Origin of the sequence: Corynebacterium zhongnanshanii, from assembly GCF_014490575.1 — a bacterium.
GTDB lineage: Bacteria > Actinomycetota > Actinomycetes > Mycobacteriales > Mycobacteriaceae > Corynebacterium > Corynebacterium zhongnanshanii.
Genome location: NZ_CP061033.1, coordinates 1,083,798 through 1,099,253 on the forward strand (window position 1 = coordinate 1,083,798; position 15,456 = coordinate 1,099,253).

Consider the following 15,456-nt stretch of genomic DNA (forward strand, 5'->3'; position numbering starts at 1 on the left):
TGTTGGTCAGTGTTACTGGAGGTACTGACCGGAAGTGGACTGGCTTCCGGTGTTACCAAGGTTGGTGGAGCTCTCCAGCTTTTGGTTCTCCATGCTGGTGGCGTCCTGGGCTCCGGCCTCTGCCTCAGCTGCCTCGTCAGCAGGCGCGGTGGCGGTTGCCTCTGCGCTCGAGGTGGACCGTGCCTCCTGAGCCGGGTCAATGGACGGCATAGCTGGACCCTCGGTTGCCGTGTCCGGCTTCTGGCTCGTCGAGTCATTCTGGTGGGGAGGGGTGCAAGCGGACAGGGTGAGAGCGCCGGTCAGGGCGAGAGCGGCAAGTGCAGCAGTGCGGGTGTTCTTCACGGATAGTCTCCTGGTTTAGTCGTCTTTCAGTCCGCGCCAACGCGCAATAGCCATGATAAGCGCGGCTCCAATGACGACGATACCGCCCACAGGCAGCAACCAGGTAGGCACGCCACGCGTGGTGTCCCCCGAAATCTCCCCCTCCTTGGCAGCCTCGGTCTCAGATGCGGCATCGGAGCCGCTGGAATCCTTGGAGTCGAGCGTGAACTCGAAGCTGCCTCGGGTGGCGTGTCCATCCGAGCTGGTGATCTGATAGCCCACCGTGTAGGTGCCGGGCTCCTCGGAGACGTCATTACCGAGAGGCAGCGACAAGACACGACCATCGCTAGTGGGTTCACCCTGGGTGAGCACCTGACCGTTCCTGGACAGGGCGATGGTGTTGAACCCATCCTGCGGCTCGCCGGAGAAGGTCAGCTCCAGCGTGTCAGGCAGTTTGGTGACGTGGCTATTGGCGCTGGGGTTGGAGCTCACCACGGAGTCGTGTGCGAACGCTGGCCCCATTCCCAACAGTCCAGCGGTAGTGATTGTGCTGAGTGCCAGTGTAATGCTGCGCTTCTTCATAGTCGCCAGTAAGCCTTTCTGTTTCTTGTGCCCCGGGATGGAATGCTCATGCTCGGGTGCGATCCACATGCCACGTTATTCAAGTAGTCGGGCTGGGCGGCTGAAAGGTTCCGTGATCTTCAACACACCATGAATGCAGTGGTGAAGGCAGAGAAAAACCGGGATGGATAACCATCCCGGTGTGTGGAGCGGATGACGAGACTCGAACTCGCGACCCTCACCTTGGCAAGGTGATGCGCTACCAACTGCGCTACATCCGCATGGGGTACGCCAACCAATTCAAAAACGTCTTAGTGTTTCTGTTTCAGTTGTGTGAGGTGGAAACGGGAATCGAACCCGTGTACACGGTTTTGCAGACCGTTGCCTAAGCCACTCAGCCATTCCACCGCTGTCGACTTTCGCAAGCCTGACATGTATCAGTCCATCGAACAATGAACGTGAGCGGATGACGAGACTCGAACTCGCGACCCTCACCTTGGCAAGGTGATGCGCTACCAACTGCGCTACATCCGCATGATTCTTTTTGTTAAAGCCAGTGAATCTTCTGGCTGGTGCGCACTACTGGGATCGAACCAGTGACCTCTTCCGTGTCAGGGAAGCGCTCTCCCGCTGAGCTAAGCGCGCATGCATCACAGGGGTGTGATGGGAGCGGATGACGAGACTCGAACTCGCGACCCTCACCTTGGCAAGGTGATGCGCTACCAACTGCGCTACATCCGCAAGCAACTTAACGTACTGTGGAAAGAATCAGGTGATTTGTATCTGAAGCTTTGCACTTTAAGTTGCGAGATAAGAGCCTATCTGCCAACGCTGTAATTTACAAATCGCCAGGTAGGGGTGCCAATTTGGTACTTATGGTTATAGTCATGCTAGATTCATTACGCAGCCAAGAGCGCGAGCACCTGGCTTACACGGTTCCATAGCTCAGCGGGAGAGCGTTCCGTTCACACCGGAAAGGTCGCTGGTTCGATCCCAGTTGGAACCACAGATAACCTCCCTGATCAGGGAGGTTTTTCTTGTGTTAGTCAAGTGTTAGTCAAGATTGTTGGGCACGCACAGCGTGGCGTTGTATGGACGGTCACCACAACTATTAAGCTGTAGCCGATGTCTGCCCACGCCCTTAAAGTCCCGACGAAGCGCCGTCGCGTGCCTCCACGCGTCCCGCTGGCCCACGGATCAACGCTCGCCCAGATAGCATCGCTTGCGCTCTGGCCGCTTGCCCTCATCGCCTTTATTCACAAGACGTTTGTCACGCCCTTTAACGGCCCGGAGACCGACGACTTCACCACGGTCATCAGCGCCTTGTACCGTTTCCGTGAGGGCATCCCGGTCTACAACGAGCAATATTGGCAGGTTGATCCCCACTACCTGTATTCGCCGGGGGCTACCCTGCTGCTCAGCCCATTGGCGTGGCTGCCGGAACAAGACGCCAGCCGCATGGCGTACATTGTGCTGAACGCCATAGCGGTGGTCTGTGCCTGTGGGCTTCTCACGAAACTCTTTGATCTGCCACTAAGCAGCCCTGTTTTTCCGGGTAGTGTGTGGCTTCTCTTTAACACAGAGTCCCTTCAAAATACGTTGGCGTTTTCCAATATTAACGGTTTACTGCTGTTTTTGGAGGTCGTGTTTCTCTGGGGATTACTACGCAGACACCCCTGGCTTGGCGGCATTGCACTGGGTCTCGCCATCACCATTAAACCTCAGTTTGCGCCACTGTTAGTGTTGCCACTATTCAAAAAACAATGGGCAACATTTGTTCCTGCCGTAGGAATACCGCTGTCATTGAATCTGGCAGCGTGGCCAATGATGACCTCGCCCGAGGACTTTTTCACCAAGCTCATGCCTTATCTGGCAGAAACCAGAGATTATGCCAATAATTCCATCACGGGCATGGCGGCGTACTTTGGCTGGTCCGAAGGTATGACCTGGTTCTGGCGTATTTTTGGCGCTCTGGTGGTCGGAACCGCTCTGTTCCTCTTGCTTCAATGGAGGCACACCGAAGAGCTTTTTTGGGCCACAACCACCACGTCCCTCATTTTGATCGGAGTGTTCCTCCTCAGCTCTCTGGGGCAGATGTATTACACCATGCTAGCCCTGCCCATGTTTTTCACTATTCTTTTGCGCCGCTCGGTGATGCATAATCCGATGACGTGGCTGGGCATGTATTTTTGCCTCACCTTAGATAGCTGGAAGTCCGAGGAATTTGAATGGTTCGGATACACCATGGAAAATGTGCGGGGGACTATCGGTTGGGCGCTTATCATGCTTTCGGCCACCACCATGATTGTGGTCTGGACGGTGAAAGAAAAGCCCTGGACAAAGCCTTCCCCCTCCACGCAGGTGCACAAACCCTCGCGACAGCCGTATCCTCGTTCTTACCAAGACGAGAACTAGCCACCCCCAATCCCCCTGCATAGAGGAGCACCAGAATGTCCATCGCTGATTTTGACCCAGTTGATTTCCGATCCCTCTCCGACGAGCAGTGGCGTAGCCGCCTCTCCCCCGACGAGTACGCCGTTTTGCGCCAAGCCGGCACAGAGGCCCCCTTCACCGGCGAGTACACGGACACCACCACGCACGGAGTGTACCGTTGCCGGGCGTGCAACGCCGAACTCTTCCGCTCCACCGAGAAGTTTCATTCTCACTGTGGTTGGCCGAGCTTCTTCGACCCTAAAGACTCCGACGCCGTCCTCACCCGCGAGGACAGGTCCCTGGGCATGGTCCGCACCGAGGTGCTCTGCGCGCAGTGCCATAGCCACCTGGGACACGTCTTTGCCGGCGAGGGCTACGACACTCCGACCGACCTGCGTTACTGCATCAACAGCATTTGCCTCACCCTGGATACAGAGGCTTAAGACAGGTCCTGAACAATCTTGCGCGCTGCGGCAACACCGGACTGAGCCGTCGCGGGAACGCCCACACCCTGATAGGCAGCACCAGCCAACGCGAGCCCGGCCACGCCCTCAACATCGTTGAGGGCCTGGCCCATACGCTCCATGTGCCCCACGCCGTAGCACGGCAAGCCGCCCCACCAGCGTTGCACGAAGAACTCCTGGGGCTGTTTGCGCTCACCCGTGACCTTTTCCAGATCGTCCACGGCATAGGACAGCAGGGCACGGTCATCGGCTTCGAGGTACCACGGCTGCTGGAGAGTACCGAAGGAGGCGCGGACGATCGATCCACCTTCCACATTCAGGTGCGGCCACTTGCGGGAGCTAAAGGTAAAGGCCTTCGCTTCCGTAGGCGCATGCTCCCCGAGCAGCACTCCGGAGCGCTGCGGGATGCCGTGATCCGACGCCAAACGCATGCCGACCACCACGGATGAGGCCAGCTCCACGGAGGCCAAGGCGTCGGAGGCAACAGGAGCAACATCCTTCACCAGCACGCCGGCGGTGGGTGCTGGCGTGGCGACGACGGCGGCGTCGAACTCCCCGATGGGTTCCACGTACCATCCGCGCGATGTTCGGCTGAGCGATTCCACGCCCGCGTTGTAGAGGATTTCAGGCTTGGCCGCGTCGATGAGCGCATCCACTACGGCCGCGTATCCGCCGTCAATGCTGCGGAACACAGGGCCGCTGGCAGGTGCTTGACGACGCTTGTCCAGGATCGCGTCGATCACATCGACGAGGTAGAACGGGGAGTTCTTCTCGCCCCATCGGTCGAGCTCAGCAGCGACTTGCGGCACGGTTGCCCGGACGCTGAGATCATCGGCGGAGCAAGAATACACTCCACCGAGCATCGGCGAGACAAGCTGATCCACCACGGCACGTCCCAGCCGCGCCTCCACCAACTGACCGACGGTCGTATCCTGCCCAGGCGTCCACGTCATGGCCTCACCGGTGCGTTCCGCATCGATGCGTTGAGCTGCCTGCTCTCCCAGCACCTGCCGCACGGCATCGCCGGAGGCCGGGATACCCATGACAGTATCCTTGGGCGCATCCACCAGAGCGCCTTCGACAAAGAGGCCGCTGGGCAAACCAGATGGGGTGCGCAGTGCGTCGCCCAGCCCCAGTTCCTCGAGCAGTGCGGTGAAATCCTGCCGGAATCCCAGATAGGCCTCAGCACCCATATCAACCGGTCCGGTGCTGAAGTTCACCGTCTTGAGCTTGCCGCCCAGGCGGTCGTAGGCCTCCACGATGAGAATGCGGGCATCCGGGCCCAATTGCTTGCGCAGTTCGTACGCTGCGGTAAGTCCGGCGATACCACCGCCGATGACAGCTACCCGCGGTGTGTTGCGGCCAACGTTGGTGTTCACAGTTGGTGAACCTCCTCAAAAGCTCGAGTGATGGCGTCCGGGTCCGTGTGCGGCAGCACGCCGTGGCCCAGATTGAAAACGTGACCGCGGGCATGGCCCGCGTCGATGGCTGCGTCGGCCTCCCTACAGATCCGACGGATATGGGACGCCACGGCATCCTGTGACGCACACAGCACCGCCGGATCCAGGTTTCCTTGAAGGGCCTTGGAACCGCTCACTCCCCCTGCTGCGACGACGGCGTCGTTGATCCGCTTCGCAGCAGTATCGAGAGGCACACGCCAATCCACGCCCACAACGTCGGGGCCGGCCAGCGCCATATCCGCCAGCAGCTCACCGGTTCCCACACCAAAGTGGAACATCGGAATTCCATAGGGGCGCACTGCATCGAAAATCTGTTGGGAATAGGGCTGCACGAACTCGCGGTAGTCGGCGGCTGAGAGGTAGCCAGCCCAGGAATCAAACAGCTGTATCGCATCCACGCCGGATTCAATCTGGACCTGGAGAAAGCGAATGATCGTCGGCGTGAGCTGGCGCATCAGGGCGTGCCACACCTCGGGCTGCGAGTACATCAGTGACTTCGTGGTCTCGTGGTTCTTCGAGGGTCCTCCCTCCACGAGGTAGGAAGCCAGGGTGAACGGCGCGCCTGCAAAACCGATGAGCACCTGGTCGGGACGCAGCCCCTCCAGCACCCCTCCGATGCCCTCCGCCAGGACAGACAGCTGCTCCCGCTCCACGGTGGGCAGGGCGTTCACAGCGTCCAGTGTGCGCACCGGGTTCTCCACCACGGGGCCGCGTCCGGGAACGATGTCCAAGTCCACGCCGGCGGCCTTCAACGGCACCACGATGTCCGAAAAGAGGATGGCCGCATCTGCATCGTGACGGCGCACTGGCTGCAGAGTAATCTCCGCCAAAATGCCTGGCTGGAAGCAGGAGTCCAACATCCCGATGTTGGCACGAATCTCCCGGTATTCAGGAAGGGAACGCCCAGCTTGTCGCATCATCCACACCGGCCGACGCGAGGGTTTCTCACCCCGCACAGCGGCCAGAAGAGGGGCGTCATGAGCGGCGCGGCGGGCCGCCGCTGCCCCGTCAAGATCATGGGCAAAGGGCGCGAATTCTGTCATGAGCACTATTATGCCAGCCGGTTCCTACAAGCCCCATTTGCCAGGACTGTTTGGGGTTAATGGACCACGCACGGCGCGCCTCCAGAGACTCGGCAACCCTAAAGGCTAGGTTTAGACCTTGTGAATCAAGAGACCGATACCCCGCAGTACTTCGAGGATGCGATCCGCTCCATGTCGCAAGCGCAGGTTCGCTCCGGCATCAGCCTCGGTGACATTCGCCCCCCTCGGAATCTCGCTCCCTTGAGTTATGCAATTGGCCTGGAAGTCGTCCGCAACAGCTTCAGTGACGAATCCGGCTTCGTGCCCGAGTTTTCCTCCCCTGACGAGGCCACCGGTGGCGACGCCTTCGGCCGTCTCATCCTCCTTCACGACCCCCAGAGCGAAGACCAGTGGGCGGGAGACACCGGTGCTGGATCGGACCCCACCTCTCCCAAAATGCGCATGGTGGCTTACATCCAGGCCGATATGGATGCCACCGTGGCCTCCGATCCCCTCCTGCCCGACGTGGCGTGGGATTGGCTGACCGAAGAACTAGATTCCCCAGAATGCGAGTTCTCAGACCTGGGTGGAACCGTCACTACCACCGCCTCCGTGCGGTACGGCGACATCGGCGGTCCCCCGCGAGCATTCCAGTTGGAGATGCGTGCAAGCTGGACTGCCACTGGAACTGACCTCGCGGCCCACGTTCAGGCGTTTGCCCAGGTGCTGGCCAATGTGGCAGGACTTCCTCCCGAAGGGGTATCCCGCTTAAGCTTCGGAACCACGACGGCTTAAGAACTCAGCGCCTCTACCCACGCAGCCACGCGCTGCGTGACCTTCTCCACCGACATTCCAATCTCATCCAGCACCTCGGTGCGCGACGCGTGGGACAGGAACTCCTGCGGTATCGCAATGTGGCGAACCGGGACGTCCACACCCGCCTGATTCAGCACCGTGCTCAGGTGTGCACCGGCACCGGACTGGATGCCGTTGTCCTCGACCGTGACCACCAGATCCGCACCCCGCAGGGCGTCCACGATCCCGTCTGCCACGGGAATCACCCACGTCGGGTCGATCACCTCAGCGTCCCATCCGGCGTCCTCAGCAGCATGAGCTGCAGCACAAGCCTGCGGGGTCAAGGCGCCGTAGTTGACCACGACCACTTTTGGACGCGCGCCGTGGGCGTCGGTCTTTGTATGATCGGCAGCATCGGAACGATACAACACGTCGTAATCCTGCGTGGACTCCACAGCCTCCAGGGGCAGCGGGATATTGCCCTTCGGGAAACGCACCACGGTCGGGGCGTCATGGATCGCCGTGCAGCGCTCCAGCGCCTCCTCCAGCCGCTGGCCGTCGCGCGGCGCCGCAATGCGAATCCCCGGCACGATGCTGGCAATCGACATGTCCCACATGCCATTGTGGCTCGGCCCGTCGGAGCCGGTCACGCCCGCACGGTCCAGGACGATTGTCACACCCAGCTTGAGTAGAGCCACATCCATGAGCATCTGATCGAAGGCACGGTTGAGGAACGTGGAATACACGGCAACCACAGGATGCATGCCACCCAGCGCCAAACCGGCAGCCGACGTCATCGCGTGCTGCTCAGCAATGCCCACGTCATAGGTTCTGTTCGGGTAGTGCTCAGCGAAATGCGCCAAGCCCGTAGGACCCGCCATCGCCGCGGTGATCGCCACCAGGGAATCATCCTTGCCGGCCAGGTCTATCAGCTTCGAGGAAAACACGTTGGTCCACGACCGCGCGCCCTCCTCCTTGGTGCCGATCGACTTGCCGGTCACAGGGTCAATCACGCCCGTGGCGTGCATCTGATCCGCCTCATTCTTCTCGGCCGGATCGAAGCCCTTGCCCTTCTGGGTCACCGTGTGGACGATGACGGGTCCGCCGTAGTCCTTTGCATAGCGCAGGGCATTCTCCACCTGGCGGTTGTCGTGCCCATCCACCGGGCCGATGTATTTCAGGCCCAGGTCAGGGAACATCTCCGTGGGCAACACGCTGTGGCGCACCCCGGCCTTCAGACCATGCATGACCTGGAACGTGCGCTCGCCAATCCAGCCCATGCGTCCCAGCGCATTCTTCCCGCCGTCCATGACCTTGTCGTACACAGGCTGCAAGCGCAGTGCGGCCAGGTTCTCCGCAAGGCCACCGATCGTGGGCGAGTAGGAACGGCCATTATCGTTGACGATGATCACCACGTTGCGGTCTCGAGCGGCGGCAATATTGTTCAATGCCTCCCAACACATGCCACCCGTGAGCGCGCCATCGCCGACCAGAGCCACCACGTGGCGATGGGTTTGGCCCGTCTGCTCAAACGCCTTGGCCAGGCCATCCGCATAGGACAGAGCGGCCGACGCGTGGGAGGATTCCGTCCAGTCGTGCGGTGACTCGCTGCGCTCGGGGTAGCCGGACAGGCCATCCTTCTGGCGCAGCGTGTCGAACAGGTCCCGCCGGCCCGTCAGAATCTTATGCACATAGCTCTGGTGGCCGGTATCGAAAATCAGCGGGTCCGTGGGCGAATCAAACACACGGTGCATGGCGATCGTCAATTCCACCACACCGAGATTCGGCCCCAAGTGCCCACCCGTGGCGGAGACTTTGTGAATCAAGAACGTGCGAATCTCAGCTGCGAGCTCGTCCAACTGGTCAGCAGAAAGTCGCTTCAGGTCTGCTGGTGAATTGATGCTGTCCAGAATGCCCATGCTGATGGTTCGTCTCCATTCTTTGGGTAAATGTCTCGTGCAGTTGTGACTAGTATGAACGCCATTCTAGTTGGCTCCGCGCTGCAGTGTGCCAACGTCCTGGCCAGGGGGCTCAGAGGGCGTCAATCCCTTGGGCGCGTTACGTGACTTTCGGCGTGAGGTAGGCCAACTGCTCCACATGATGGGTCAAGGCAAAAGCATCCACAACCTCAAGGTCGCGTACCTCATATCCTTGTTCCTCCCAGGCTCGGAGGTCTCGTGCGGCTGTGGCCGGGTCGCAGCCAATGTGCACCACGTGGCGAGGATGCGCCGCGGCAATAGCCTCGATGACCCGTGCCCCGGCACCGCCACGCGGCGGATCCAGTACCGCGGCCACAAGCTCGTGGTCTACATCGGCGCCGCACAACGTCGGCACGACCGTTGCGACATCACCCGGGGTGAAGCGCACCCTACCGTCCGCGACGAGGCGCCCCAAGGCCTGTTCTCCGCTGCGCGTGGCCGCAGACGCGATATCGACCACCTCAACCACGCCGCACGGAACGATGTCGCTCAACACCGCCCCAAACACCCCGGCACCTCCATAGAGATCCCAGGCCACCGCGGTCTCAATTCCGCTGGAGCCATCCACGCGCGGAATGTGACGCGCAATCCAGTCGGCATAATACTGGGTAGCGTTCTCATGCCCCTGCCAAAAACTGTCTCCGGGAATGTCCCACACCAGTTCTTCAGAACCCACGCGCACGCGGCGTTCAATGCTCTCAGGCCCCTCAAGGACCCGGCGGGTTGCCGCAACACGCGAGCGATGACGACCGCGCGATCCACGGCGCTTCGTGCGTGCCTGGCGCCGGGGGTTCGTGCGCTGGGCGTCGGATACTTCGATGATGGAGCGTGACGGCGCGGCAGTATCTTCGGTGGCGTCATCCCCCACCGCGACCACCAGATCCGCACCCGGGGTGAACGTCTCCGCAGCCTGCAGACGCTCCAGCTGATCCGCCAATCCTGTCACCAACGTCGGGTGAAGTTGCGCGCACACAGCCTCCGCCAGCGGGATGATGTCTCTGCTGCCCCGTACGCGGGTGCCTATTCGCCCTTCCCGATCGACGCCCAAGCGCACCTTTTTGCGCCATCCCGTCGAGGGGTGCAGCGCAGTACTATGCCAGCGACCTGCGTTCTCGAGGCTCGCGACATCCAGGCGCCCGATGCGTTCCAGTTGGTCGCGGACCACCCGCGTTTTGAACTCCAGGGAGCCTAGAGAATCCACAATGTCCAGGTCACAGCAGCCGGCGCCGCGTGCGGCGGCCTCGCAGCGATGTGCCACGCGGTGCGGGCTTTGGTGCTCGATGGATACCGCATGGCCGGTGCGGAAGGACTTCTTCGTGGACTGCGGGTCCAGTTCCACCCGCACCCCGCGCTCGCCAGGTAGGGCGCCTGCCACGAAGATGACCTGGCCGTTGTGGCGTGCCACGGTCGTCCCTCCATGGGCGGGATTATCCGTGTCCACCACGAGTGTGTCCTGTGAAGCGTTCACCATAGGATCGATCACGGCAGGTCACTTTCCTCTGGGTGGTTCTCAGCGGCACGGTTCTCAACCTCGGCGGTGGCAGGCTTGTGCTTGCCCTCAGCCTGATTCGCCGCACGGACGGCGAAGACCGTGATGAGCACAACGATGACCGTCAGCGGCCAGCCCATCGCGATGCGCGCAACACCCAGGGCGTCTGTGTTGTCCTGGGCGTACAGCCACTGCTGTACGCCGAAGCGGGCGAAGAACACCACAGCCCAGGCGAGGGTCGCCAGAGAAAAGGCTTTCACGGCGCCCCTATTGGTGCGCCAACGCTGGTCCTCGCCATTGATACCGCGCCAGATCACGCCCACCATCGGCCACCGCACCAGCACAGACACAGTGAAGACAATGCCGGCAACCAGGGAGTACCAAATGCCGTAGGCGAAATAGCCCTTCGCGTCTCCCATGATCCACGCGATGACGGCGCACAGCGCCACTCCCAGAAATCCTGAGATGGCCGGCTGAAGATTTTCCTTGCGGACTAGCCGCCACACGAAGATCGCCAAGGCCACGCCCACAGCGGCGAGCAGAGCCGGGGTGAGCCCCCAACGAGAGTTGATGGGCACCAAGACCAGGACTGGGAGCGTGGAGGAGACCAGTCCAGAGAGTCCACCCATCTGTTCTAAGAGGGTGCCCTCTTCCCGGGGTGTTACCGGGGTGCGTGAGTCAGTCACTGGTCGCTGGGCCCCTCGTGCGTGGGATTCTGTGCGGCTTCTGCGTTCTGTGCGCGCTCCTGCATGTGCTTGGCCAGCTCCTCTGCCATGGCCTCTGGCATCTGGATGGGCAGGGAGTTACCAGCCGGAATGGGGTCCTGTCCGCGGCGGACAAAGGTCCTGCTGATAATGCCGCGGGCCAGTTCAGCAAGCTCTGCCGCGCGATCCGTGGGGCCTGCCAGAGTGAGGCGGAACATCCAGCGCGGACCATTCGCACCTATCACACGCATCGTTCCGTTGCCTGCGTCCGCGACCACTTCCGGACCCCACGGGCCTTCCTCCTGGCTGACGGTCATGCCGTCGTTGGTCATGCCCTGGATGATCTCCTCGACGGCTTCGGACCACAGGTCGCCGTTGCGAGGGGCGGCAAAGGCGACGGGCGTTACTCGCCCAAACGGGGTCACCACGTGGATCATCTGGGGGCCTTGCTCATTCATCTCCACCTGAACTTCGGCCTCGTGAGGAACTGGCACCAGAACGGAGCCCAGGTCCAGCCCGCCCTTGGCAAAGTCAGAAAAGTCGAAGGCACGGTAGTCCACCGAGTCGGCATCGAACGGGCCGAAGTCTCCGTTGATGGGGTCGAATACAGGCTCCGCAGGCGTCTCCGCCGTGCCAGGCGTCGCTGCAGCGTCCACTGCCGGCTGTTCGCTCTGCTGCGGTTGTTCGTTCTCGCGCTTCTTTTTACGTCCAAACATTGATTAATTCCTTCCTGTCGAGCCGTATCCACCGTCGCCACGCTCCGTGGCTCCGAGGTCCTCCACGCTGTCCGCTTCGTCCACCTCGCACAGCACGACGTGCTGCACAACCAACTGCGCAATGCGGTCACCGCGCTGAATCGAGACGGATTCTTCCTGATCCAGGTTGATCAGGCAGACCTTCACTTCGCCGCGATAGTCGGCGTCGATCGTGCCCGGAGTATTCACGATGGACAAGCCGTGTTTCAGGGCCAGTCCGCTGCGGGGGTGGATCAAGCCCACGGTTCCCGGCTCCAGGCCCAGGGCAATACCCGTTCCGACCAGCACTCGCCTCCCCGGTTCGATGATAACGTCCTTTGCGCTATACAGATCGATGCCCGCATCCGTGGGATGCGCGCGTCGCGGAAGAGGCAGGTCTTTGTCCAGGCGGACAATTCTGAGCTTTTCAGTCATAGTGTTTCACTCTACAAGGTTCGCCCTACACGGAACATGCGGACGTGAGACTCAACTGCCCACAGGCAAGACAGTGTGGGCTAACACCTCCGCGGTATCACGGGGTAAACTGTGAGCGTTATTCTTCTCACGCCCAGCGATAAGAATTGAGGAACACCGTGGCACAGGATGAATCCGTATCTCCATCCCCCTCGAGGGCACAGCAGATACTGTATTCAGAGCGCCAGCCCGTTCCTTTCACCTGGTGGCTTGGCGCCACGGGCGTGGTGGCGTTGATTTCTTATCAGGCTCAAATGCAGCGTGAGATCTGGGCCGCCATTGCCTGCGCTGTGGTGTTCGGCGCGTTAGCCCTGTGGCTCTTGCTGAAGTTTTCCCGCACCACCATTTCCGTTATCCGGGAAAGCGACGGGGAAATCTGGTTGCATGCAGGGGACGCCCAACTTCCCGCCAGCGTGGTGAGCCGGTCGCTGGTCATCCCACCCACCGCAAAGCAGGCGGCCATGGGGCGCCAGCTGGATCCTGCTGCGTTTGTGGTGCACAAGCCATGGATCCCCACGATGGCCATGTTCGTGTTGGACGACGCCGACGACCCCACCCCCTACTGGCTCATTTCCACCAAGGAGCCCCAGGCGCTCGTCGATGCGCTGGGACGCCCGGTCTACTAGCTCGTCGATGGCGCCGGGCTCGTTGTCTCTTTCTTAGGCGCAGTCGCGGCAGACGAACTCGTCGCCGTCGGACTCAGCAATCCGGCTGCGGTGCTGCACCATGAAGCACACGGAGCAGGTGAACTCGTCGCTCTGGCGTGGGATCACTTCGCCGGACAGCTCTTCCCCGGACAGGTCTGCCATGGGCACGTCAAATGGTTCAACGATTTCGCCATCATCGGTGTCAGACACAGCCGGCTCCGCCTTTTCTGCCGCCTTCAGACCCTCGAGGGAGTCAGTCTCGATATCGTCTTCCGCACGGCGGCGCGGTGCGTCATAATCAGTCGCCACGTCGGATCCTCCTCGGTGTTATGGCCCCGCTGCGATCAGGCAGCGTTATTCGTCACAATGGGCTCACAGTGTGTGGGTATTTCCTTGTCTCGAAGGCGGATAATAAATGACGATCAACGCGTTGTCGACCCCGCCATGCATATTACTTTTCCAGCGGGTGTAAAACTCCCCCCGGAGCCTCCGTCCATACCAGGTTGAGCAGCTCGTCAGCGATGCTTGTCCGCGCCGCACAGATCGGTGCCCCTTCCCTGCTCTCCACGCTCAACAGCGGCATCGTGACCTGGGCACCTGCACGAGCTGCAATGAGGCTACCCGCTGCGTGATCCCAAGGTCCCAGGCCATGTTCGTAATAGCCATCCACCTCGCCCGTGGCAACCCTCACCAGGTCCAGCGCAGCCGAGCCAATGCGACGAATATCACGTACTTTCGGGAGTACCTGGGTGAGCAATTTCGCCTGCGACGCCCGCCGTCCTGCGTCGTAGGCGAATCCAGTGGCGATGAGGGCCGTGCGAAGGTCGGCGGGGTCGCCAGGCTGGGGCACGGTAGTGACCGAATCCGCTGTAGTCGTTGCCTCGCCATCTCCCTCAATGGGGCTGATGATCACGCTGGCGCCCATGGCCGTGGAGTACACCGTGCCTGCACAGACGTCGGCGATCGCTCCGGCCACAGGGATGCCGTCGTAGGTTGCCGCCACGCTGACGGCATAGGCGGGCACTCCGTACATAAAGTTCACTGTTCCGTCGATGGGATCCACCACCCACAGCACGTCCGCATAGCCTGCGTTCTCCGAGCCCTGCTCGTTGCCGGAGGGGCTCGCACCCTCCTCTTCCCCCAAGATTGCGCTTCCTGGCGCGCGTTCGTTCAGACGCTGGCGAATGAACGTCTCCGATTCGCGGTCCACCACCGTCACGGGATCCACCTCAGAGCTCTTCGTGGCTGCGGCCCGCACTCCTCCCCCGTCGGGCGCGAGTTCTGTCCGACGCTGCTCCACCAAGCGCGCAGCTTCTGCGGCCACGTCACGGGCAACATCAGCCAGATGCGCGGCGTCCACCCCGCACTCCTTTAAACGTTCATAGACAGCGTGATCAGTGTTTTTCTGAGTCAGCAGAATATGTTTATCGGATACAGGGCGAAGATCGGAATTGAGGTCTTTCACGGTCTGGAAAAATCGCATGCCTCCATCATGCCTAGAAACATCGAAAAACGGTACGATCGCAGGCATGGCAGAAAACAACCCCCATCACGGTTTTGGAGTAGACATCGGCGGTTCCGGCATCAAAGGTGCCATTGTGGACCTTTCCACGGGGGAACTGGTCAGTGATCGCTTCAAGATTAAAACCCCTCAACCAGCAACTCCCGACGCAGTGGCGGGGGTCGTGCGCACGCTCGTCGATATGGCCGGGTGGGACGGCCCCGTCGGCATTACAGTGCCCGCTGTGGTCCGCGGTCACATTGCCCGCTCGGCGGCGAACATCGACTCATCCTGGATCGGCACCGATGTCCTCGCGTTGTTCTCCCATCACCTGGATGGTCGCGCTGTGAGCGTGTTGAACGATGCCGACGCCGCCGGTATCGCAGAGGTAGAGCTTGGCGATGAGGAGGCGAAACGTGGGGCGGTGCTCCTCCTCACACTGGGCACAGGCATTGGTTCGGCCATGCTATACAACGGCACGCTCTTTCCGAACACCGAGCTGGGCCACCTGCCTTTCGGAGACACGGAGGCGGAGAAATGGGCGAGCTCTGCAGTCCGCGAGCGTGAGGACTTGAGCTACAAGGAGTGGGGCCGCCGGGTAGACCAGGTCCTTCACCGTTATTCCGCTCTGTTTAGCCCCGATCGCTTCATCATTGGCGGGGGTGTGTCCCGGAAGTTCGATAAGTGGTCACAGCACATCACCGTGGAGCAACCCGTCGTGGCAGCGCAGCTGCGCAACCAAGCGGGTATAATCGGGGCTGCTATCGCAGTACGGGATGGCATTCAGCCCTAAAGCGGCCATGGACGCTCGGCCGAACGTGAGTGAGAGCGTCACCACCGCAGTCCCCAGACAGGCGGTGTGGGAAGCTAAT

At 61.2% G+C, this 15,456-nt stretch carries 16 protein-coding genes and 6 tRNA genes; 6 read left to right on the top strand and 16 right to left on the bottom strand.

The genetic code is table 11. The features are described 5' to 3' along the window. Positions 1 to 12 precede the first annotated feature (12 nt). The 7 genes from IAU67_RS04865 to IAU67_RS04895 form a co-directional block, all read right to left on the bottom strand. Entirely contained in the window at positions 13 to 342 is a 330-nt protein-coding gene (locus IAU67_RS04865; RefSeq protein ID WP_151841606.1) for a hypothetical protein, read from the bottom strand. Between the two features lie 15 nt (positions 343 to 357). Continuing rightward, positions 358 to 903 (bottom strand): copper resistance CopC family protein, encoded by a 546-nt coding sequence (locus tag IAU67_RS04870; RefSeq protein ID WP_225723442.1) that lies wholly within the window; start codon positions 901 to 903, stop codon positions 358 to 360. 184 nt (positions 904 to 1,087) lie between these two features. Next, positions 1,088 to 1,163 (bottom strand) — tRNA-Gly (locus IAU67_RS04875). A 55-nt stretch (positions 1,164 to 1,218) separates the two neighbouring features. Continuing rightward, positions 1,219 to 1,290: transfer RNA gene (locus IAU67_RS04880), tRNA-Cys, on the bottom strand. A 53-nt stretch (positions 1,291 to 1,343) separates the two neighbouring features. Further along, positions 1,344 to 1,416: transfer RNA gene (locus tag IAU67_RS04885), tRNA-Gly, on the bottom strand. 36 nt (positions 1,417 to 1,452) lie between these two features. Then, positions 1,453 to 1,527, bottom strand: a tRNA-Val gene (locus tag IAU67_RS04890). Between the two features lie 23 nt (positions 1,528 to 1,550). Further along, positions 1,551 to 1,623: transfer RNA gene (locus IAU67_RS04895), tRNA-Gly, on the bottom strand. A gap of 193 nt (positions 1,624 to 1,816) precedes the next feature. Here IAU67_RS04895 and IAU67_RS04900 point away from each other — a divergent pair. The 3 genes from IAU67_RS04900 to msrB all read left to right on the top strand — a co-directional run bounded on the left by IAU67_RS04900 (position 1,817) and on the right by msrB (position 3,758). Continuing rightward, positions 1,817 to 1,888 (top strand) — tRNA-Val (locus tag IAU67_RS04900). Between the two features lie 119 nt (positions 1,889 to 2,007). Then, the gene (locus tag IAU67_RS04905) at positions 2,008 to 3,297 is read left to right on the top strand and encodes a glycosyltransferase family 87 protein (RefSeq protein ID WP_151841607.1); all 1,290 of its coding nucleotides are present in this window, start codon (positions 2,008 to 2,010) and stop codon (positions 3,295 to 3,297) included. A 35-nt stretch (positions 3,298 to 3,332) separates the two neighbouring features. After that, complete coding sequence (gene msrB, locus IAU67_RS04910) at positions 3,333 to 3,758, top strand: peptide-methionine (R)-S-oxide reductase MsrB (protein WP_151841608.1); 426 nt, start codon at positions 3,333 to 3,335, stop codon at positions 3,756 to 3,758. Here the strand turns inward: msrB and IAU67_RS04915 are convergent. Both IAU67_RS04915 and hemE read right to left on the bottom strand, forming a co-directional pair. Further along, positions 3,755 to 5,158: an FAD-dependent oxidoreductase gene (locus IAU67_RS04915; protein WP_151841609.1), complete on the bottom strand. Its 1,404-nt coding sequence runs from the start codon at positions 5,156 to 5,158 to the stop codon at positions 3,755 to 3,757. The two genes, msrB and IAU67_RS04915, sit on opposite strands and share 4 nt — an antisense overlap. Then, on the bottom strand, positions 5,155 to 6,282 hold the full coding sequence (gene hemE / locus IAU67_RS04920; protein WP_151841610.1) for a uroporphyrinogen decarboxylase: 1,128 nt from the start codon (positions 6,280 to 6,282) through the stop codon (positions 5,155 to 5,157). The genes IAU67_RS04915 and hemE overlap by 4 nt, the downstream gene beginning before the upstream one ends. 171 nt (positions 6,283 to 6,453) lie before the next feature. On the opposite strand from hemE, the gene IAU67_RS04925 reads away from it, so the two are divergent. Beyond that, positions 6,454 to 7,056, top strand: coding sequence for a DUF3000 domain-containing protein (locus IAU67_RS04925; protein ID WP_231699733.1), 603 nt, complete (start codon positions 6,454 to 6,456; stop codon positions 7,054 to 7,056). Here IAU67_RS04925 and dxs read toward each other — a convergent pair. The 5 genes from dxs to dut form a co-directional block, all read right to left on the bottom strand. Beyond that, a complete protein-coding gene (dxs, locus tag IAU67_RS04930) occupies positions 7,053 to 8,975 on the bottom strand; it encodes a 1-deoxy-D-xylulose-5-phosphate synthase (protein WP_151841612.1) in 1,923 nt (640 codons plus the stop codon). The genes IAU67_RS04925 and dxs overlap by 4 nt on opposite strands. Positions 8,976 to 9,114: 139 nt before the next feature. Continuing rightward, complete coding sequence (locus IAU67_RS04935) at positions 9,115 to 10,518, bottom strand: class I SAM-dependent RNA methyltransferase (RefSeq protein ID WP_225723443.1); 1,404 nt, start codon at positions 10,516 to 10,518, stop codon at positions 9,115 to 9,117. Further along, complete coding sequence (locus IAU67_RS04940; protein WP_151842385.1) at positions 10,515 to 11,153, bottom strand: DUF3159 domain-containing protein; 639 nt, start codon at positions 11,151 to 11,153, stop codon at positions 10,515 to 10,517. Before IAU67_RS04940 ends, IAU67_RS04935 begins: the two co-directional genes overlap by 4 nt. A gap of 53 nt (positions 11,154 to 11,206) precedes the next feature. Then, positions 11,207 to 11,944 (bottom strand): DUF3710 domain-containing protein, encoded by a 738-nt coding sequence (locus IAU67_RS04945; protein WP_151841613.1) that lies wholly within the window; start codon positions 11,942 to 11,944, stop codon positions 11,207 to 11,209. 3 nt (positions 11,945 to 11,947) lie between these two features. Further along, a complete protein-coding gene (gene dut / locus IAU67_RS04950; protein WP_151841614.1) occupies positions 11,948 to 12,397 on the bottom strand; it encodes a dUTP diphosphatase in 450 nt (149 codons plus the stop codon). Between the two features lie 158 nt (positions 12,398 to 12,555). On the opposite strand from dut, the gene IAU67_RS04955 reads away from it, so the two are divergent. After that, the gene (locus IAU67_RS04955) at positions 12,556 to 13,062 is read left to right on the top strand and encodes a DUF3093 domain-containing protein (RefSeq protein WP_151841615.1); all 507 of its coding nucleotides are present in this window, start codon (positions 12,556 to 12,558) and stop codon (positions 13,060 to 13,062) included. Positions 13,063 to 13,095: 33 nt separating this feature from the next. Here the strand turns inward: IAU67_RS04955 and IAU67_RS04960 are convergent, their stop codons facing one another. Together IAU67_RS04960 and IAU67_RS04965 are read right to left on the bottom strand one after the other, a co-directional pair. Then, positions 13,096 to 13,392: a DUF4193 domain-containing protein gene (locus IAU67_RS04960; protein ID WP_151841616.1), complete on the bottom strand. Its 297-nt coding sequence runs from the start codon at positions 13,390 to 13,392 to the stop codon at positions 13,096 to 13,098. Between the two features lie 142 nt (positions 13,393 to 13,534). Further along, positions 13,535 to 14,566 (bottom strand): inositol monophosphatase family protein, encoded by a 1,032-nt coding sequence (locus tag IAU67_RS04965; RefSeq protein ID WP_151841617.1) that lies wholly within the window; start codon positions 14,564 to 14,566, stop codon positions 13,535 to 13,537. A 46-nt stretch (positions 14,567 to 14,612) separates the two neighbouring features. Between IAU67_RS04965 and ppgK the strand changes: the two genes are divergently transcribed. Then, positions 14,613 to 15,377: a polyphosphate--glucose phosphotransferase gene (gene ppgK, locus IAU67_RS04970; protein WP_151841618.1), complete on the top strand. Its 765-nt coding sequence runs from the start codon at positions 14,613 to 14,615 to the stop codon at positions 15,375 to 15,377. The last annotated feature ends 79 nt before the right edge of the window (positions 15,378 to 15,456 follow it).